Source organism: Paenibacillus sp. 2TAF8 (genome assembly GCF_052114825.1).
In the GTDB taxonomy this organism is placed as follows: domain Bacteria; phylum Bacillota; class Bacilli; order Paenibacillales; family Paenibacillaceae; genus Paenibacillus.
The window spans coordinates 36,802-57,432 of record NZ_JBFRFN010000028.1; the positions used below are offsets into that span (position 1 = coordinate 36,802).

Consider the following 20,631-nt stretch of genomic DNA (forward strand, 5'->3'; position numbering starts at 1 on the left):
TTCTCACCTTTCTATGATTATTCGATTTCCAGATTTACCGCAATACCTTGAAGCATCTCCTCGCACTTTTCCAATACGGACAGATAACTCGTAAGCTCTTGTTTACGCGCTTCTACTGTATACTTTTCAGTCCCATATTCATATTCGATCTGGTCTAATCGTTGAATCATGGAATCTAACCTTAGATTCATCTCGTCCTGGAATGACTGCACAACTTGATCTGTAAGCTTTCTCCATTGTTCATCAAAAGAGGATGACGCTAGAGGAATTCCATCTCGATAACGCTTTTCGATCAATACCCTCGCCTCTCCTAGCATACGATCACGCATCTTATTTTGAAAGTATGTGTACAGGAAGGAGCCACCGAAAAACAGAGCCGGAACTGCAATCGGGATAGCAATATGGAAGGTTGCAATCAAGCCAAAAATGCTTAATGATCCCAATCCCGTCTTTACGGCGATTTCACTTTCATCATATTGGGTTTGATATCGTTGTAAATCATCCCCGGAGACATCTACCCCGAAGGACAATGAATCAACGATCTTGGTTTCAATAGCATCCCATTCGTGTAGTAGCTTCCGGTTCGCCCGCTCCAGTTCTTCTTGGATCCATTTTGTTTGAAGTGCCTTGAGGCGGGCTTGCAATTCTGTCTGCAAGGGGGCAACGATGTTTTCTACAGCTCGAGCGATTTCGTCATTATCTAATGCTCCCTGATAATTCGTAATCGTTTGAACGGCACTATTAGCAATCTCATGAAGACTGTTCACGAATTCTTCGCGTAGTTTGATTCCCGATGTCATTAGATTCATTTCCAAGCTCTTAAGTGTCTTGTTGCTAGACGCACGTGCTCGCTCCAGTTCACTACGAATCTGTGCTAGCTGTTGTTCAAGTTGCTCCATATTTAACGACATCATACCGACTAAAAGACGGATGTGGTTTCGTTTCAATTCTTCGACCATCCGTATGCCTCGTTCAGCAGGCTTCAGCAGCTTGATTTTCCCCTGTTCCTCAGCAAGAAACTTAGATAAAGCTACCTCAAATTCAGGGTATCCTGTTTCTTCAAGCGGCACCGCTTGACCCTTTACTGTCTCGCCCTGTAAACGTCGTTTTGCAGATAAAGCTTGCTTGGCGGATAACATAAAAATACGCGGGTTACTCACTACAGTTCGAAGATGCGTATCGATATACTGTATGACTTTGTTTTGATCAGACTCTGTCTTCAGTGCGTCCTTGAAATTTATTACAAAAAACAGTTTTTTTATATCCGAAGCGATAATCCGATCCCTGATGAAATTCATTTCTGTTTGTGCAAGAGGCATCTTACCTGATAACAGAATAATGGAAGCATCGGATTGAGGAATAAAGCGATAAGTGATCTCTTCCCGTGCAGCATCTAAATCATTGGTTCCCGGTGTATCTACTATTTCGACTCCATGGCAGCAAATCTCCGTTGGGTAACCAATTTCTGCATATGCAATATTCGTAATCCGTTCCAGTTGTTCATTCCTTATCATCATCGCATCTTCGTCTTCTTCGAACAGCTCATCAGGTGCTACAATGGCCTTGAATGCATCTTCGCTGACGATCTCCGGTATACGATTAGCATCTCTAAATACCAAAGTATATGTGGGCGCCTCAGCATATACAATCTTGTTCAGTATCGTCGTGGTAGGAACCGGCGAAGATGGCAAAATTCTTTTTCCGAGCAACCCATTAATAAAGGTGGATTTCCCCCTCGAAAACTCTCCGACGACTACGACCTTAAATCGTTGATTCTTTAAATCATCCGTCGTAGTGGTCAACAGGTCCACTATGGGAGAAACATTCAACAACTCAGCAACTCTTTTGATTTCTCCTAAAACTTGAATAACTTGATCCCGCTTTTGCTCAAAATAGACTAACTGTTGCTTGGTCACGATTAATCCTATCCCCTTGTTCATAAGCTATAATTTCAAAGTTCTATTCGAAAGACATGCCGCCCTCAATGTTTAATTGATTTYGAGAGCTTACTTATGCTACAACTAAAAACGGCTCCCACAATATAGTGAACAGCCGGTTAAATTCCAGAATCCCTCTAAAAATATGGATGGCGATCTTCTCAAACAATATGTATCAAATCCAGACTACCCTCAAAAATAGTACTATTAAACCACTTAAAATCTACTTCATTATAGGTCTAATTTCACGAAGTAACAAGCAGGTTTAGGCATGTAAACAGATCGTTCACTTGATCCATCTCGACAATAGATCAGGATGATTCAATGTAAATGGGTACATCTTTGAAATCTTCAAAGCTTCCTCCAAATCAGACAATGTATAGACTCGGTCTTCCTCCATCCAAACCACCATCTGTGGATGTTTCGCGAGGAAATGATACAGAAAGATTAGGGTGACCTCTTCATTTTGATAAACCTCATCGATAATAAGCGTGTTAAAATATACTCGCCCATCCTCTTTCCATTCCAATTCTCTGTATTGATATGGAGCAGGTTCATCATATACATCGACTCTAATCGAATTATTTACCGTATCAAGGTCTGATGCTTGTTGCTCTGAAAATGAAATACCAAAGGCACCATGTTTCAAGTTCTGTTCTGAATCTACATCTTGTATTCCAGAAACGATATGTAATCTCGCTTCCCTACAGGCTTGTTGTATATCTCTCACCAAACGATCTATCGGTATATTACTGTTCTCTTCTACTAATACAAAAGCAGATGTCATTCCTTCATTACCTCCAAACGAAAACAGCCCATCACTCCTCTACTAGAAGTTGAAGTGGGCCTTTGATTTAAACTTATTTATTTGTTGAATACGATATTCTGCTGTTCACTCTCAACAATCTTATTCTCATATATCTGCCAGCACAAATGATAATCTCCATCATGATCATCGATCAAAAAATATCCTATTACATCTTGAATGTTAGCCATCTCAGAAAGCTGTTTCCTCATAAAATCAAGATGATACTCTCTGACATCTGCCCCATAAAATACATAAGCTGTCCAATTAATTTGCTTCTCCGGGAATGTCCAGCCCGACTGATACAGTTCCAATTTCTCTTTATCCAGTAAACCTTCATTATAACTCGCTGTGAAGTCATCTCTTATCTTTTTCACTTCGCTAACTGTATTCTCATCACACTCTAACCAACCTCTAACAGATACATACTTTCCCATGTCCAAAACTCCTTTGGCCAGTAAAAATGCAATAAAAATCATTACGTCCAGAATGAATCTATATAAGTTGAACTAAAGATTTTACACGGCCCACTCCGATGACAGAATAACCTGGAGAGTAGCGGTTATCCCCAGATTTTTTGGATTCCCTTTTCCAAAGTGGAAAATCCGGTGATAAAGGCGAAGCGTATGCTTCCGATGCTAGCTTTCTTTCAGAAAGCTTTTAGCTCCGCTTTTTCAGGTTTTTTCTGTCCTCTCCGTTATTGTGTAAAAGAATAGTTCAACTTGTATAGTTAAGTTACAGGGCCTGGACTGAAATTCCGTGTTGTTAGATCAATCTCTCAATATCTCTATCCATTTGAATATTTCATCTTTTAAGGATTCATCACATTGTTCAAGAGCTCCAACTAACAATATGTTAAACATCTCTTTACGGCGTCCCGTTGTCAGCCACTTATCTAATTCAATATCCTTTAGTCCTGGTGGCAACTCTTCAAAATCACTCCACCACTCCTCTATTGCATGCAATAACCACCCGATTTCGTCAGAAAATTTCGTGGCATTTTGATCTACAACTATAAAAACACACTGAATCACTGCACCTAATTGAGCATCTTGTATATAACGTGTTCGCTGATTATAACGAATTGCACTTTGTGACAAACGAATCTCCCCTTACTCACTAATTCGGTATGGTAGGTGGATAGAGTTGTTTATGCTCCAGCTCAAACCATTGCTCAATATGGTTGCATAATAGAGGAATATCTTGAATCGCCAGTTCACATATGTCCTTATACGACGCTTGAAGCACATCCCGCAGCTCCATATTTACCTGATATGTCTCGGCTTGTTTCGCATAGTATACATCAGCAGGTTCAACAACATAATTTTGATGTCTGGTTACAGGACTTACATGAATTATCCATTTCAAGTTACCTTTGAACTCCTCAATACATGGCTTTAATTGTTCATAAACCTGATCGGCATTGTGAAATCTGAAATAAAAACCAGCAGGACGCTCATATATCCGATTCGGTTTGTACATCTCTGTCCTACTCCATGCGTAAGATCCTAATTTGGCCAATGTATAAGCCATAAGTTCCTGTGGCAATAACTCATCTTTGTTTTTTAGATAAATACTCTTTGACATCCTCTCCACCAACCTCTAGCAGATTCCCACTTCCCCTATATCCACTTGCCATTTATGTTATGAAGCAAAGTAATTACTCACAATTTTGGTTAGTTTATCATTTCCAAGTTCAATATTGGTCAAGTATTCTATAAAAAATGCATGGATATGTTCTTCTTTGAATAAACTCAAATACTCGAATGCAGCTATCAACAAATCTTCCTCTGAATAGTTATGCTTCAGCTCTATCAGCCTTGTTTTGGCGAACTGAATTACTTCGTATATGAACGTGTCACACTTCGCGCGTACTAACATATTAAAAACAAAGTCAATCTCATCTTCGTTGTTACTCTCCAGAATATCTCTAATTTCGAACGCTTCTAATTCTGCGAGATAAAATCTGGCCTTAACTTGTCTGAAAGCGCGTAGAGCCCTTGGATCATCATTATAAAGCTCTTCCCAAAATGTGATATAAGCGATTTCTCCGGGAACTCTGGCAGATGATTGATTAGACTTGTTTAAGACCGTCCATTCACCATATAGCTTATCTGAAACTACATCAAAAAACATCGAATCATACGGAACAATCTGCTTCGCATCATTTTCAATTCTATAGTACGTATTTCCTGAAGCCGTAGATTCTATTGCATATACCATATAGCTTCGATCCAATGATAAGTTGGTTTGTAATGTTATTGTATTTTTAAGCTGTACTCTCATCCTCTCACTCCAATCCGTTATTCTTCTATGGATTGAATCGCGTACTCGATATCTTGCTCCATATCCAGGTCGGGATATTTCTTTTGCAGCTCTAGTAGACAATGTATAAATGCTCGACTCAGAAATTCGGCAGATAAATCCTCAAATATCTCACATAACCAATACAATTCCGTTTCCTTACTTTGCTCTAAAAATGCTATCGCCCTTTCCTCGTTACTCTTTAACAGACTCACCAATTCATGCCATATTAACTGAATTGCCGGATCATCAGGATGTAAGTTCACCCTCTTCTGTACTAACGAATTTACTTTTCTAAGGAAATCCACCATGTTGTACTCTCCTTAATGGGAGCCTAGAGTTATCGGAGCAATTGTTCAGATAATGACTCAGATGAGTTTTCAATTACGTTTTCATCATAAAAACATAAGCAGCAACGAAGCCCATTTTGTCCCCGCTTCACTGCCACTTATATCTCATCAATATATCTAATTAGAGATTCCCTCGTTCAAAATACGCATGCAACCGATACTGACATATTTCCCGTGTCCAGCGATATAACACTGCTCGTTCCTCTGAATTCTGCACTTCCACATTCAGCGAGAACACGCCATTTTCGAACCGCGTCATACTTCCCTTGACTCCGCCCCACTTGGACATGGGCATGTCAATAATTAGCTTCACGATCTCATTTTCTGTCTTCTCATTCCATTCCGTGAGTGCGACCTTACCTTTATCCGAGAAGTCCTTTCGTTTCCGATACTCCTTTTCCGTCAGGTACGTATAGAAAAATTCAGCCATTTCACCCGGTGTGATCGGTTCCATCCAGTGCATCTCGCCTCGCTCCAGCATGTAGAGCAACACGACCATTTTGTAGCTTTTGTTCATGAGCGTCTTCTCGACATCTCGCAGCCATGCCTCATGCCGAACATAAATCTCTCCCTCAGCCTGGGATAATAACTCTGCCCAGTACAGGAAACCGACATATGAGCCAAATTCGCTCCGGTATCCAATGCTTTTAGACTGACTCATAAGATGAAGCTCCAGATAAGTCGGGATGCGACCGAGCTCTCGTTTTACATTCAGAAAATCCTGATGCAATTTCTCGCGGCGTGGCATCCGCTTGCGGCTTAACTCCTGAAGTAGATTCACTACTCGGGTTTCCAAATGAATACCACAGTTGTCCGGAACTTCCGGTATAGCCGAGTCCAGCGTTTTTCCACTACGTTCCTCGTCTCCACGCACGTCCAGCAGGCTAAGCTTTATATCCGCATTGCGGTAATTCCCGATCAGGTCGATGATAACACAGTGTGACTTTCCTTCCGCTAGCCTCAACCCACGGCCTACCTGCTGGGTGAATACGGTAAGTGACTCGGTTGGACGGACGAAGAGTAGCGTATCTACGCTTGGAATATCCGTTCCTTCATTAAATAGATCTACGGTCAGCACAACTTCGAGTTCTCCCGCACCCAGCCGCCGGATGGCTTCCTCGCGAGACATTTCCGACGTACGTGAATGCAGACTAAGCACCTTTACCCCCTGACTGCGGAAATACGCAGCCAAGTAATCTGCTTGACGAATAGATGAACAAAAACCGATGGTTCTCGTCTGCTTGTGCCGCATCCATGCCGCATAGATCGTTTCCACATGCTCCTCTTGTAGCTGAACGGACATAAGCTGTTCTTCATCATATTTGGTGCCGATTAAGCGAATTTTGGAATAGTCGGTATCGTCGAATACACCGTAATACTGGAATGGCGCCAGCCACCCGCGCCGGATCGCTTCGATAAAATGCATCTGGTACGCGACATTTCCGTCACACAGTGCATATACATCCTTACCATCCAGTCGATCCGGGGTTGCCGTAATGCCCAGTAAAAACTGTGGACGGAAATACTCAATGACCTTCATATACGTCTTCGCCGCCGCATGATGAAACTCATCCACCACGATCAGATCAAAGGCATCAGCCGCAAACACATCCCGATGTCGTTGCAAACTCAGCGTATAGATCGAAGCGTACACACAGTCCGCCTCTCCATCCTTATGCTTACCGTTAAATATCCCATGACTACGTTCTGGCATGATCTGTTGGAACGATTTTTTCGCCTGATTCAAAATCTCTTCCCGGTGCGCTATAAACAAAATCCGCTCAAATCTTTGGGAGAAAAAACCAGCCAGATAGGTTTTGCCAAGTCCCGTAGCCATCACCACCATGGCTCTTTCATACTGCTCCTCCATCGTGGCGTTCAATGCTTCGAGCGCATCTAACTGAGCAAATCGCGGCTGAATAGGCAAAAGAGACAAGACAGCAGACTCTTGTTCGGTCTCCTCCTCTGGTATTCTCGTACCAAACTCCGCTTCCTCCATCTCGGTGATCCGCTGGATCATCTCCGGGTTCTTCTGGTGGTACAACCGGTACTCTTCTTCATAAAGTGCGATGGAATCCGGGTTTACTGGCAAGGTTGTCTCGTGATAGAAACTCTGCATGAACTTCTCCAAAGCCGACTGAAACGTATATGGCTCTGCTTCCGCATTCATTGCCAGATTCCACTCGTACCCCGTCTTGAGTGCTGTAAATGAAAAGTTGGATGAGCCGACAATCAACATGCCTTCTCCATGTTCATGATCAAACAGATACGCTTTAGGGTGAAAAGAAGTACCCATGCTTCGCCAAAGCCTTGCTTCGATTCGTGAATCAACTTCACAAAGCGCCCGTAATCCCTCTGGCTGTGTGATATAAAGATAATCTCCCGCGAGCATACGCACCTCTGCCCCACGTTCTGCCGCTCGCTTCAAATGCGGAGCAAGCAGCTTGACTCCAGATTGCATCATAAAGGAAGTCATAATATAAATCCCGGACGCATGCTGCATCCGGGTAATAAGTTCATCGGCCAGATTGTCGGTAATCAGTTTTACATTAAGCTTCGTCGACATCGATCAGATACACTCTCTCCTGAAATCCTCCACGCGCCTCGGCTTTATCGGCACGCAGCTTGTCCAGTTGAGCAACGTTGGCTCCATGCACCTCTGCCAGCGCCCGGATCACTTCGAGCATATCAGCCAGTTCTTCAAGTGCTTCCTGATCACTTCCTGCACTCATGTATTCTTCCAACTCTTCACTGAGCTTTGTTCTTAACTCTTGCTTGTATTCCTCCGGGTCCAGAATGCGCGTCCGGCACTCCTTACCGCTGGATGTGATAATATGCGGAATCTTGTCCCGCACCAATTTGTTGTATGTAGGCATGTGGTATATCATCCTCTCTACTGTGAGAACCTTCTAGCTGTGCGCCAGAATCTCCCTTTTTGCCATTATACCATTTGCCATGGATGGTGAACGGTTGATTTTGTAAAGTGGTGGGAGCGGATAAAAAGCAAAAAAAAAAGCCCATCGCTACTCGTTTAGGAGTTGCAATGGACTTCTGGTTATATGAAACTATCCCAATAATTTTGTAACAATGTCTTTGAACTTCTTTGTTTCGTTATTGATCTCTACCAAGCATGTGTCATCGTCCGTAGCTGGTTCATATCCGACTCTAACTTTTTTAATTTTGTACTTGTCCATCAAATCAAAGATATATCGTATTAATCCTTCAGCCCTTAACGTTGTCTCCGATTTCCCTCCATTATAAAACTCTTCTTCAGGAAAATTCATTGTCACATCTCCGTATTGCTCATCAAACGAAAACACAATCATCACATCATGAAAGGTTCGCCCCAAATTAAGGTCAGACAGAAACAGGTTGCCCGTTCCCTTAGGAGAGAGTATCTCCTCGAAGCTTGTTATATCCTGAAATTCCGTATCTTCTCCCCTGTTATTATCGTAAAAATGGGAGCTACGAATTTGATCCGGTTGAATATTCAAATCTTTTTTGATGAATTGATCCAGATTGCTTTTGCTAAAATCAATTAGGATAATCTCTAAATTTTCCACAGTCACAGCCTCCGTTACTGATCAATAAATCCCTTAAATGATCTATCCTGATTAAGTCTAACTCCACGTCCATCAGGTAATTTTTTTTCTAGAAATGTTATACCTCTATGATTTGTAACTTTATCAAATCCTCCTGAGGAATCCAGTATATCTTGTAAATGTTTCTTAGCTACTTCGTTTATTTGATCCGGTCCACCCTGAACTCTACCCCATATATCAGGATTTCGCCCTGCATGTTTCTGCAAGGCATGTCCTACGATAGTCTCCCCACCTTTCTTGGGAGCTGTCGCAGAACTTAACACAGTATGTTTATTCACATATACTGAATGCCTTACATTAAGATTTTCCATTTTAGATTTTGGGAAAAGATTGAATCCCTCTTTCGGCACCTTGTAGCCCCTATTATACATCCCCGTAAAAGCCATCGCGATCTTACCGAGTTGTAAACTTGCGATAGAAACTCCTGCTTGCCACGCAGGTATAGATGCTCCGGTTACCGGATGGTGACCTTCTTCAAATGCCTTAATTTGTTCATCATATATTTCCCCACCACTAGAATCCGGTTGCTTCGACCCTGTTCTCATTTCTTCATAAGAACCACCATTTTTCCAATATTCCCTGAGTTCCTTTTGTCCCGTCATTCCATTTCCCGATTCACTAGCAGGCATGTAAGCACCAAACAACGGATTATATACCATTCTTCGTTCCTTTTCGGGCATACCTATTTCACGATTCATCATTGTGCCGGCAGCAATCTGCCCTGCAACTGCCCCCACGCTCACCTGTTCCTGATCGGCTTGTTGGAACCTCTCGGCAATGACCTTGAGATCCTGAGAGGACTTTAACATACTCTCCAGTGCACGATCCAGTACAGGACGAGATTGCTGAAAGTCGAAGAAAAACCGTTCTTGCGTTGCTCCAGCCCACTGAGATTCGATAAAGCCAATTCTCGCAGACAAATCACTTCGTATGGACTCCAACTGTTGTCTTCCCTGCTCAATCTGTTTGGATACATGTAGTAGTTGCTCTGGTGTTACTTTAATTGTACTCATAGGGTTCTCTCCGAAATATATAAGATTCAACTATGTTAGCAGAAGCACAAGATACATACATCCGTCCAATATCCTGATTTTCCCTTATTATAAAAGCTTTCACTAAGTACCTGTACTCTTGGAGTCCTATTTTCAAAAAAGCTGACCACTTTACATAACATATTCAATTAATAGTTTATTTCAACTCTATATCATTCTTCAGTCGGTTCTCTAACTCCTCTAGTATTTCTTCTGTTCGTTGAAGCAGCTTCTCGATGTTGTTTGGTTGTAGAGCCCGATTCTGGTTAAACTCTTCTATGGAGGATATATGTTGAATTGTACCGATGAACAAAGCAATATCCAATCCTGGTTCAGTATTTGTATGCACTATAGGCAAAATCTCATTCATGGTAAGCTCCTTCGGTGGATGTACTACATGATATTTTTGGATATATATTGCCTTGACCATGGAAGCTAGTGCCCAATCGCAGAGGATCAGACAAGCCTGGAACTGATTGTGACTATGCATGATGTTGGCAAGTTTGATGTGATATGTCGAATGTTGGTGATAGTCCAACATTGTATTATGCAGTCTATAGTCATCTGGATTATGTTTGAACTCAGATTGTATAGAGTCATAAGATCCTTGAAAACGTGGAGTAAAATCTACTTGGTGATTACAATGTGCTTCGATAATGGACCAATTTCTTGCCATTGTCATCCCTCCAATGAGTTAATACCAATATTATACAACAAAATGATACTCATAGTAATCAAATTATTATTTTGTATTCTTCGTTTGGTGTTTACCTTTAGGAAACTTGACTACACTTTTTAACATAGAGAGGTGAATACCATGAACGAGGATAGAGAAGTTTTAAAATTGGTCGGAGCCAGAATTCGCGCACTACGCAAAGAAAGAGGGTATTCACAAGAATCCCTCGGAGAAAAAGGCGGATTTCATTTTTCATACATAGGTCAGATTGAACGTGGTGAAAAGAATGTTTCTTTGGTGAACTTGGCCAAGATCGCTGAGTCCCTTGAAGTGAACTTAATTCAATTATTTGCGTATGTTGATGAAGAGTATCACTTCACAGAATCGGAAATAATCATCCAAGAAGTTGTAACAATGCTGAGAGAAGCTTCACCTGATAGTATTCTTTTAGTCAAAAATGTGATACGCGAGATTCTAAAATGAACTCTGAAGATGCACAACAACCAAAGGCAGAGCGACATATAAGCCGCTCTGCCTTTGGTTGTTTATTTTTTTAATCTACTCAGACAGCCTTTGTTTTACGGCAATTTGGGAAATTGCTGCAACCCCAAAATTCCGATCCTGCTTTATTCTTCCGTTTAACTATTACAGCACCGCATTGTCTATACTTCATAATGAACGTTATATTTTTTTATTTCTGTATGAGTGTAACCTCACTATAGGATACACTCTTGACTTTCATACCTTGAATGATTCATTACAGGAGTTAGTTCTTTATTTTAGATCATATGTGTATAAGAAACATGTAGGATTAAATAAAAATACTCCAACTGATATTACTCAGCAGAAGTATATTTCCTTACAATAACTATATGTTCTTCCATCATAGTTTTAATTTCATTTTTACGTGTTACTGTAGAATTTATATGATGAGGTAAGCGTTTAAAAGAATACTGTCGATGTAATGTTATAACCTTATCATATCCGAGAGATAAAAACCAATCGTTAAGTACCTCTGCCATATCAACTGTTATTGAACCCAGCACTGTTCTATGCCCTACTATCCATGCTTGAACTCCACTTTCCACTAAAACTTGATCTGTTTGTTCCACAACTAAATATAATTCCTTGAAAAAATGAAGCACTTGTCTAACCCTACGTGGTAAAGCAATCACTTTTCGTTTAAGCGTTTCCTTAACAAATGGAAGTTTATTTGACAAGATCTGAACTGTTTCAGAGCACAAGTTATCTCCATTTAACTCACTCAGAAAAATTTCTGTTAATCGCTTCGCTTTTAACTTAACTTCTTTGTTTGACAATTTTCCTGATTTATTGAAGATCCTATAGTAATCCAAACGAATCCTCTCTTTTACTAACTCATATAACTCTGTGTTCCTTATTAATTTTGAAGGATCAAATTTATTCCCTTTCACATCCTTCATAATTATTTCTAAATCATCAATTAACATCCTATACTTTTCAGAAGCATCTCGACAAACAATTTTCATTTCTTTAAATAAATTTCTTAAAGTAGTAGAAGAGCGTATTATTTTCCTTAGTGAAGTATCACTTGTTGATTTTTTCCCACCTAATAAATATTCATCAACGTTATCAATTGTTGTTGGAATATTCAAATAACGAAATAATAGATCCTTCGACCACTGTAAGGGGAGTTTTGAAAACTCACCGTACGCAACAGTGCTTTGAGAGTCTCCATATGGTGGAGATGTTAGTACTGCGTCAATTTTCTTTTGTTTAAGGTGTGATAAATCTTTAGCATTTTTCAGTTGAATATTTGTCTCTGTTTTTCTAATAGATAATTTATTAGTTTCAACCAGCAGACCTAATAAATTATCTATTTTATTTGTAAATACTGAGATAGAATTCACGTCAAACTTATCAATATCGCCTGGGGACATTCGGTATAATTTAAACTCACTATTTCTAGTTAATGAGCTTTCTCGTACAGTTGAACTAAAAGCAGTTAATAATATTAAGGCAAAGGTCTCCCGATATTCTTTATTATGTCCTTGGAGATATAAATTTATTTCTTGCTTGATGAATGAAAGTTCTTTGATATTCTCAGGTTTAAACCAATACTCAATATTATCAAAGTTAAATAACTCCACTAGTTTTTCAGGCGAATACTCTTTATTTAATAATGAAATAAATTCTTTAAGAGATTCCTCAACAAATGATGTATTATTAACTGTCAATGACTTCGTCCTAGCTAATAAAATTGATAATGGATTAAGATCAGAACCGCAGAAATCCAATCCCAGATATTTACATTCCAAGGCAACTGTCCCACTTCCAACAAACGGATCTAAAACATTTGTAATTGAATACTCTTCTTTTAATTTTTTCAATAAGGAAACGACCATTTCAGGTACTGCTTTTGCGGGATATGAATGAATGTTACCATTGGACGGGAAAAACGATGCAAAATTGTTCTCTCCTGAATAATTCAAATCAAGTCCTATCCACCATTCCTTTTCAATACTAGCTACCATTGCACAACACCTCTCGTACTGAATCCAGGGTTGAGCCGCACATTTATGAATGCACGGCTCTACTACATTATACTCTTAAAATTTGTTAATGAACACATTAAAAACATAACTGTGCGTTAGAAACTTTGACTTTCATAGCTTTAGATTTTATCTAAATCCGTTATCTTTTAAAAGCTTAGATAACCAATAAATTGGTAAAATGATATCATTAGCAATTTCGAGTGCAAGACTCTTGTCAATCTTAGCTGGATTATGTGTCAATGAATGTAGCAATTTTTCGTAATTTTCATTAGAAAATTTAATATTAACTCCTACTAAAAAATTGTTTAATGAATCATTGCCTTTAAAGATTTGTTGGATTTTTATTTTCTCAGACTTTAGAGGATCATTCTTTATAATAGTTAAAACATTCTGAATATCTGAAATCATAAGTGTAATATTTTCCTTAAATTTTCCACTAAGGACTAAAGAACGTCTTGAGATGTATTTTTTAACTATATCTTCCAGAATAGCTCTGAAAGAAATTACATATAGTAAATATTTTTCATTATACTCTAATCCATTAAGCTGACGCACTAAATCACTTATTTCACTGAGATCAAAATCACCTAAAAAGTGTATGCTTGACTCAAAAAAATCAACCTCTACATGATCTAGGCCAGTAACTTTTCTTTTTTCTACTTTTATGGTTAATGTATCTTTTTTATCTTCGCTGAAGTAGTCTATTATGTATTCCCCATAGGAGTTCGTAAGCAAAAAAACGTTATCTGTAATAGATGTATTTTTTCTAGGTACGATTTTCAAATTATCAATATATTCTGAACGAATAATTGTCGGGTCTAACAAATAAACCTGCTCACCAGATCTTACTTTTATTTTCTTCACCTTTAATATTTCATCTATTTCGAGACTACTCTCATCGCCTTGATCATCTTCAGCTTGACCGCTTGCTCCTTGGCCGCTCGCTCCTTGACCGCTTGCTCCTTGGCCGCTTGCTCCTTGGCCGCTCGCTCCTTGACCGCTTGCTCCTTGGCCGCTTGCTCCTTGGCCGCTCGCTCCTTGGCCGCTCGCTCCTTGGCCGCTTGCTCCTTGGCCGCTTGCTCCTTGGCCGCTCGCTCCTTGACCGCTTGCTCCTTGGCCGCTTGCTCCTTGGCCGCTCGCTCCTTGACCGCTCGCTCCTTGACCGCTTGCCCCTTGGTCGCTTGCTCCTTGGCCGCTTGCTCCTTCGTTGCTTGCTCCTCGGCCATTGGAAGCCTCATACAAGAAACTATTGTTCTTCCTTGCCACATCAATACCTATTGTTATGTAAAGTACGTAAGTATAAATTATATCTATAAATTTATTGAAATTAATATTTTCAATAAATCCTCCCCGTTCATTTGATATTTTCATTCCTTCAGCCAGATCATTAAATTGATCAAAACTAACATATCCAAATACATTATTTTGTCTGAAATTATTGATTTTTTTCACTTGACTCACATTAGTCAATTGCAACCAATCATTATTTTTGTTCAAATAATTGTATAAAGCAAAATTATTAACATAAATTCTTATACCACTTTCAAATCTCTGCATTATATTATTTTTCCGACCACGTTTCATATACCACTTTCCCTCAAAACTAGGAACCGAGATTTCTCTTTTTTCAATAAGTCCCTTTGTTAAAAAATCATCGAAGGTAATTGCTGCTGGCATAATTTTGTATACATCTCTCAATATGTTTTTTGCATCAACCTTATCATTTAAGTCTATTTCTATCTCTTTACTAGTAATTCGATCGTCATTAACTTCATAGCTATATTTTAGAGTATTTGTACTTTCGTCATATATAAAAGTAACCATTGCATCAAAATCACCACTAAAGTTTTCAATATTTTCTACACTTATATCAAAAGGAATGTTGTCCACGAATATTACAACTTTAGGTATTATTATATTTCTTTTGAAATTAATTAATGAAATATGTTTTAACTTATTCAACTCTTTTTCTGAACTTAATAATAATAAGTCGTTACTTTCGACACCACAGATCATAATCTCCGTACCCTTTACATACTCTTCGTTGTAAACTTGATCGTACATCAGCTGATTATCTTCTTTGCTCCATTTAATTATATAACATTCACCATCCTTGTTTTTCGTTCTAACCTCTATTTTATCTCCCAATGAGAACACAGAAAAAAAAGCTAATCCCTTACTACCTAGAAGCATCTTGCCACTACTATTATATAAAAAATTCTCTCGTTTTTTATTTGAGGAGGCAGCAATACCCAAGCGGTTAATGTCAGCTTCAGTAAATCCATCACCATTATCGACAATCTTAATTGAATTTTTAATTGTATCAATAAAAATTGTAACAGACTTTGCATCTGCATCGACGCCATTTTTTATTAACTCGGAGAGAACGACAAGGGGACTAGTTACATTGCCTAAAACTTCTATTAAAAGTTCCTCATTTATTGTTATATCTAATGTTTGCATTACTAAACTCCTCGTTTCTAATAGAAATATTTTATGATCTTCTTAATCCTTAATATATCCAAATATATCCATAATAATCTTTAAATACGCTACGCACTAGGTGTTGTTAACGACCTATCTTATTATAAATCTAGAAATTATTAATTTATTGTTAGAGTAACAGAACAAAAGAACTCCTAAATATTAAAATTCAATTAGACTAACTCCCAAAAACCTTTAGAGCTTTCAGATGCAGATTTAATTATTCCAATATCTCTCAGCCCTTTTACTGCCCATCGTATTTCGTATTGCCATGTATAAAATATATCTCCCCCTAATCTTAGTTCATGTTCAAAGTTTTTCCATATATATTTACAAACCTCAACTATTGATCCCTTTCCACCGAGGGATTTTAAGGCTTCGACTATAAAAATTTCTAATTCCTTTCTCTTCAAAAGCTCACCCTCTTCAAACATTGAGTAAAAAATCTGAACTCAAGCTTCTATATTTGTAATAGAAATACAGGGTAAATATACCATAAAAATAGTTCTTAAGATACAATTGCATTAATCAGAGAACTCAAACAATACACTTATTCGCCACCGCCACCATCTTCGCAGGCATCTCTTCCTGTAGTCGCCATACAAAGCTCATCGGTTTGTTCCCTTCATGACTCACATAATCCGCTTCGCCCAGAAAGACAAATGGAGATGTATAACCATTCTCCTCCTTATACTCCCGCACGAACAGGGCAATCCGGTTGCCAGTTTCGCAATGATGAATATACCGCTGCGCGGTAGCCGTATGCTCTGATACCCGACTCTGAGTCTGCCAGTGGAATACACGCTCATTAATCGCATAATCCTCGTACAGTGTGGATGGTGAGAAATCTTTGTCCGATTTGTTCAACGTAATGAAGAAGATATCGGTCTGTTCATCGGCAAAATATTTTACGCCTTCGCGGAAGGTTGGCGATTGCTCGGCATTCCAGTAGCCGAAGGCGGCGAGCACTTGGTCGATGGAGTACATACAGTGGATATCCAGTGGACAAGTGTACGGGAACGCATTACTTTTATCCACAAATCGCAGATGAGCCAGATTATATTTGAAAATATCCACAAGTTCAGCTCGGAATGCTGCGCAAGACAGGACTCGTGCCACGCCTTCTCCAATGCTGCTTAGCCCCAGCTTCTCCGGTGCAGCACGGTGGAAGGTGTAATAGAACATGATTAACATACGCTGTTCATCAGCGGTGGCGGGTTCCTTACCTTTTTCAATATACTCGATCAGGAACGTCAGCCAGCTTCGGGAGTTGATCGTCAGTACAGACGGTAGTCTGCGGATATATTCCTCTTGCTCATCATCTACTGGCTCGGTTAGTCCCGCTTCGGCCAACAGACCACGGAAATACCTTTTTCCCGAACGACCGCCATACAATTCATATAGTGTCATCCCGTGATGCTCTACAAAATGAGCCAAGGTCAGCGGCAGTCCGGTGTTCTGCTGGAATGTTTGCAGCTTCTGGATCAACGCTCTGCGATTACGGCTCATCTGTTTCAGATTACGCATAACGTAATCTTTGGCCTGCTTTTCCAACTGAATAAAGGTGCCACGAGGCAGGTTCGAAAAGCCGTTCTCTACATAATACGAGATGGAATGTTTGGTCGCACCGATCAGGGCGCGGAATTTATCCTGGTATCTGTATTCCTGATGCGCTTGCCCGATGAAGTCAAGCACGGTCAGGCACTCTTTGCCTTCTGCCATCCGTAGTCCACGGCCGAGTTGTTGCAGGAATACGGTTAAACTTTCGGTCGGACGCAGGAACAAAATCGTATTCACCTCAGGGATATCCACACCCTCATTGTACAGATCGACAACAAAGATCAGGCGCAGTTCTCCATTTACTAGTCTTCCCTTTGCAGAATGACGCTCCTGATCACTTGATCCGCCATGCAGCGCTATAGATGGAATGCCGGCTTCGTTGAAAACTTTAGCCATATACAGCGCATGATCTACCCCTACGCAGAAACCCAATCCTTTGACATCATCCAGATCGGTGACGTATCGGTTCAGACTTTGCATGATCTGGTTTGCACGGATTTTGTTATGGGTGTAAAGTTTCTCCAGTTCGTTCAGATCGTAGCCTTTACGTGACCATTTCACCTGAGACAGATCAACGGTATCGGTGACCCCGAAATATTGAAATGGGCTAAGCAGTTTCCGGTCGATGGCATCCGTCAGACGGATCTCGGCGGCAATCGTATGATCGAAGTAAGCGGTTATGTCTTTACCATCCATCCGTTCAGGCGTAGCTGTGAGTCCAAGCAAAATCTGTGGCTCGTAGTGAGACAACAGCTTCTGGTAGGAAGGTGCAGCAGCATGGTGGAATTCATCCACAATGATATAGTCGTAATAGTCTGGGCTGGTTATGTCCGTTAACTTCATGGCGTTCAGGCTCTGTATGCTGACAAACAGATGCTCCAGCGCCTCCGCGCGGTGACTCCCGACGTGTAGCTCGCCAAAGTTCATGTCCTTCAGGATATACCGGAACGTGTCCCGGCTTTGCTTCAAAATCTCTTCCCGATGGGCGACAAAAAGAAGCTTGGCTCCCGGATGGTTTGTGCGGAATCGCTTGTAATCGAAGACAGAGATGACCGTTTTGCCAACGCCTGTGGCGGCCACGATCAGGTTACGGTTTCGTCCATACAACGTGCGCTCGGCGCTCAGCTGTTCCAGCACTTCCTTTTGATAATCGTAGGGCTGGATGTCGAGGTGGAAGTGTCCGGTTTGGTCTTTTTTGCGGTTCAGAGCTGCTCTCAGCTGTGCCTCATGCTCCCGATCCTCAGGAATGTATCTCGTAAATTCGCGGTCATTCCAGTAACTCTCAAATGTTGCTTCGATCTTGCGCAGCACATCTAGGGAATCCTTCTCCGTCACCTTGAGATTCCACTCCATGCCACTGGTCAGGGCCGGGTTGGACAGGTTCGAAGAGCCGACATAAGCGGTGGTGAATCCCGTATCGCGGTGGAAGATATACGTTTTGGCGTGCAGCCGGGTGACTTTAGTATCATACGAAATCTGGATTTCGGTGTTCGGTAACTTGCTGAGTTCGGTAATGGCTTTAAGGTCGGTTGCCTCCATATAGGTGGTTGTAATGATCCGCAGCTTGCCCCCACCTGATGTGAATTGCTGAAGTTGTTCCAGCAGCAGGCGAAGCCCACTGAATTTGATAAAAGACACCAGCCAATCGATCCGGTCGGCGGTCACGATCTCTTTTTGCAATTCCAGCAGCATACTTGGTTCAGACTTGGCACCTGTGAATAACGAGCTCTGGGCAATCGGCGTATCCGGGCGAATGATTTTGGTATCCCGAATGGCACGAATGCTGTTCAGCTTGGAATACACATGGGTCAGCACCTCACCCTGCTCATCCAGTTGCAAGTCGTCATACTCCTCTTCCCCCAACGTGCCTTTCAGGGTTGCAATAATTTCATTACAGGTTCGAATCTGCTCTAATACGGCCATCTTGTCTTCCGTCTGTTCCCGTACAATTTTGAGCGCCCGCCGTGTCACCGCTGCCAAATACGTGGACAGCAACTTACGCGCTTCCTCTGCATCCAGCTTCTCAGTCCCAATGTGATACACATCCGGGTCGAGCGCCGAAATCTCCTGCCTGGTGATGGTGTTGATAAGCTGTTCATATATGCCTTGTTTCATGAATGTACCTCTCGAAGGTTAGGATGGTTGTGGATATGTAGTTGTGATCCATATGTAATATCTTTAAAGGCTTCTATACTATTATCGACAAATGAAGAGAACTTTTCATTATAGTTTACGATTTAAATAATATCTATCAATATAAGGGTGCATATGGAAGCAAGTTTAAGATAGGGTGTGGATACAGTAGTACCATTAAGATGAACAGGATGATATGTCAAAACACACCTATACTCCACATTTTACATGTGCATAATTTGTATATACAATAAACAACTGTTATATCAAATTCATGAATCCACAAGTTATCCCTAAGAAATAAAGAGTGCACAGACTCTATATGTCCTTTATTACGAAAGGAGCACGACACTTTATGAATAAAAAGAGCATAGTCATTGCCCTAATCTTTGGTATCCTTATATTCGTTCTTCCCGCTGGATTTTACTTTTTTACTGGATCATCAGAAGAATCAGCGCTGCCTGAACCTAATATCCCCACTCAAACCAAAACCGTAAATGGCATCACGATCACGTTACTCCATGCAACGTATAACAATAGCGAGTTGCAGTTGGGATATGAAATAGAGGGAGGCGGACAGTCCGAGAACGATTTGGGATATACCTTCTATAATCGAGGTGAACCTTTCGCTGAGTCTGTAAGTGGAACCCTTCTAAAACTCGGAGATAAACATTATTACATTACAGCAAAAACGGATCAAATCCGTGATCTGCCAGAATCATTGAATCTTACTTTTGAGATTAAAGCACGTCCAAACTCGGCCGAACAACATAACATTTCTATCCCGTTCGAACTTGTACTAGAGAAGGAGAAGAGTTAATTCATGGTCTGCATGAATTAACTCTTTAGAATGACCTATTTGGGTGCACATTTTTACATGTTACTCTATGGTCAGGATTCATCTTTCAATATTTTATACATCTGTGGGATTCTTATAGCACCATTCATTATCAAACGGTTTTTCTATTATTTTTTCTAAATCATTTAACTCATAAAACCAATCGAATTCTGTCCAGAGCTTGATATCTTTGTATATCTTGATAAACTCATAACTGAATTTAAGGAGAATTTCTTCGTTCAGGTTGTAGTCCTCCACCATAATTAGTCTGAAAAGATTCTCACTTGAATGATAAAAATCAAGATTTATATAGTTATCATGCTCGTACTTCTCATCAAATGCCCAGAATGGAATTTTTCTTTCTGAATATTTTTCAA

The 20,631-nt window shown here is 40.4% G+C and carries 19 protein-coding genes; 2 read left to right on the forward strand and 17 right to left on the reverse strand.

The window, feature by feature from the left end; genetic code table 11:
• Positions 1-17 precede the first annotated feature (17 nt).
• The 12 genes from AB4Z30_RS26420 to AB4Z30_RS26475 form a co-directional block, all read right to left on the reverse strand.
• Positions 18-1,916: a dynamin family protein gene (locus AB4Z30_RS26420; RefSeq protein ID WP_441930406.1), complete on the reverse strand. Its 1,899-nt coding sequence runs from the start codon at positions 1,914-1,916 to the stop codon at positions 18-20.
• Between the two features lie 307 nt (positions 1,917-2,223).
• Positions 2,224-2,724 (reverse strand): hypothetical protein, encoded by a 501-nt coding sequence (locus AB4Z30_RS26425; protein ID WP_441930407.1) that lies wholly within the window; start codon positions 2,722-2,724, stop codon positions 2,224-2,226.
• Positions 2,725-2,801: 77 nt separating this feature from the next.
• Complete coding sequence (locus tag AB4Z30_RS26430; RefSeq protein ID WP_441930408.1) at positions 2,802-3,179, reverse strand: hypothetical protein; 378 nt, start codon at positions 3,177-3,179, stop codon at positions 2,802-2,804.
• 333 nt (positions 3,180-3,512) lie between these two features.
• A complete protein-coding gene (locus AB4Z30_RS26435) occupies positions 3,513-3,842 on the reverse strand; it encodes a hypothetical protein (RefSeq protein ID WP_441930410.1) in 330 nt (109 codons plus the stop codon).
• Positions 3,843-3,861: 19 nt separating this feature from the next.
• A complete protein-coding gene (locus tag AB4Z30_RS26440) occupies positions 3,862-4,329 on the reverse strand; it encodes a hypothetical protein (protein ID WP_441930411.1) in 468 nt (155 codons plus the stop codon).
• Positions 4,330-4,386: 57 nt separating this feature from the next.
• Entirely contained in the window at positions 4,387-5,028 is a 642-nt protein-coding gene (locus AB4Z30_RS26445) for a hypothetical protein (protein WP_441930412.1), read from the reverse strand.
• A gap of 17 nt (positions 5,029-5,045) precedes the next feature.
• Positions 5,046-5,357 (reverse strand): hypothetical protein, encoded by a 312-nt coding sequence (locus AB4Z30_RS26450; RefSeq protein WP_441930413.1) that lies wholly within the window; start codon positions 5,355-5,357, stop codon positions 5,046-5,048.
• Positions 5,358-5,517: 160 nt separating this feature from the next.
• On the reverse strand, positions 5,518-7,962 hold the full coding sequence (locus AB4Z30_RS26455; protein WP_441930414.1) for a DEAD/DEAH box helicase family protein: 2,445 nt from the start codon (positions 7,960-7,962) through the stop codon (positions 5,518-5,520).
• Positions 7,946-8,272: a nucleoside triphosphate pyrophosphohydrolase gene (locus tag AB4Z30_RS26460; protein WP_441930415.1), complete on the reverse strand. Its 327-nt coding sequence runs from the start codon at positions 8,270-8,272 to the stop codon at positions 7,946-7,948. The genes AB4Z30_RS26455 and AB4Z30_RS26460 overlap by 17 nt, the downstream gene beginning before the upstream one ends.
• Before the next feature lie 189 nt (positions 8,273-8,461).
• Positions 8,462-8,959 carry a hypothetical protein gene (locus tag AB4Z30_RS26465; RefSeq protein ID WP_441930416.1) on the reverse strand — a complete coding sequence of 166 codons (498 nt, stop codon included), beginning with the start codon at positions 8,957-8,959 and terminating at the stop codon, positions 8,462-8,464.
• 14 nt (positions 8,960-8,973) lie between these two features.
• The gene (locus AB4Z30_RS26470; protein WP_441930417.1) at positions 8,974-10,011 is read right to left on the reverse strand and encodes a WXG100 family type VII secretion target; all 1,038 of its coding nucleotides are present in this window, start codon (positions 10,009-10,011) and stop codon (positions 8,974-8,976) included.
• A 175-nt stretch (positions 10,012-10,186) separates the two neighbouring features.
• A complete protein-coding gene (locus AB4Z30_RS26475) occupies positions 10,187-10,705 on the reverse strand; it encodes a hypothetical protein (RefSeq protein WP_441930418.1) in 519 nt (172 codons plus the stop codon).
• A gap of 141 nt (positions 10,706-10,846) precedes the next feature.
• On the opposite strand from AB4Z30_RS26475, the gene AB4Z30_RS26480 reads away from it, so the two are divergent.
• Complete coding sequence (locus AB4Z30_RS26480; protein ID WP_441930419.1) at positions 10,847-11,188, forward strand: helix-turn-helix domain-containing protein; 342 nt, start codon at positions 10,847-10,849, stop codon at positions 11,186-11,188.
• Positions 11,189-11,267: 79 nt separating this feature from the next.
• On the opposite strand, the gene AB4Z30_RS26485 is transcribed toward AB4Z30_RS26480, so the two are convergent.
• The 5 genes from AB4Z30_RS26485 to AB4Z30_RS26505 form a co-directional block, all read right to left on the reverse strand.
• On the reverse strand, positions 11,268-11,378 hold the full coding sequence (locus tag AB4Z30_RS26485) for a topoisomerase DNA-binding C4 zinc finger domain-containing protein (RefSeq protein WP_441930420.1): 111 nt from the start codon (positions 11,376-11,378) through the stop codon (positions 11,268-11,270).
• A gap of 163 nt (positions 11,379-11,541) precedes the next feature.
• Complete coding sequence (locus tag AB4Z30_RS26490) at positions 11,542-13,218, reverse strand: DNA adenine methylase (RefSeq protein ID WP_441930421.1); 1,677 nt, start codon at positions 13,216-13,218, stop codon at positions 11,542-11,544.
• A 147-nt stretch (positions 13,219-13,365) separates the two neighbouring features.
• Positions 13,366-15,702, reverse strand: a complete 2,337-nt coding sequence (locus AB4Z30_RS26495; RefSeq protein WP_441930422.1) for an ATP-binding protein — start codon at positions 15,700-15,702, stop codon at positions 13,366-13,368.
• Positions 15,703-15,896: 194 nt separating this feature from the next.
• The gene (locus AB4Z30_RS26500; RefSeq protein ID WP_441930423.1) at positions 15,897-16,136 is read right to left on the reverse strand and encodes a hypothetical protein; all 240 of its coding nucleotides are present in this window, start codon (positions 16,134-16,136) and stop codon (positions 15,897-15,899) included.
• Positions 16,137-16,260: 124 nt separating this feature from the next.
• Complete coding sequence (locus AB4Z30_RS26505) at positions 16,261-19,398, reverse strand: DUF3427 domain-containing protein (RefSeq protein WP_441930425.1); 3,138 nt, start codon at positions 19,396-19,398, stop codon at positions 16,261-16,263.
• 373 nt (positions 19,399-19,771) lie between these two features.
• Here AB4Z30_RS26505 and AB4Z30_RS26510 point away from each other — a divergent pair, with 373 nt between their 5' ends.
• Entirely contained in the window at positions 19,772-20,236 is a 465-nt protein-coding gene (locus AB4Z30_RS26510; protein ID WP_441930426.1) for a hypothetical protein, read from the forward strand.
• Positions 20,237-20,631 lie beyond the last annotated feature (395 nt).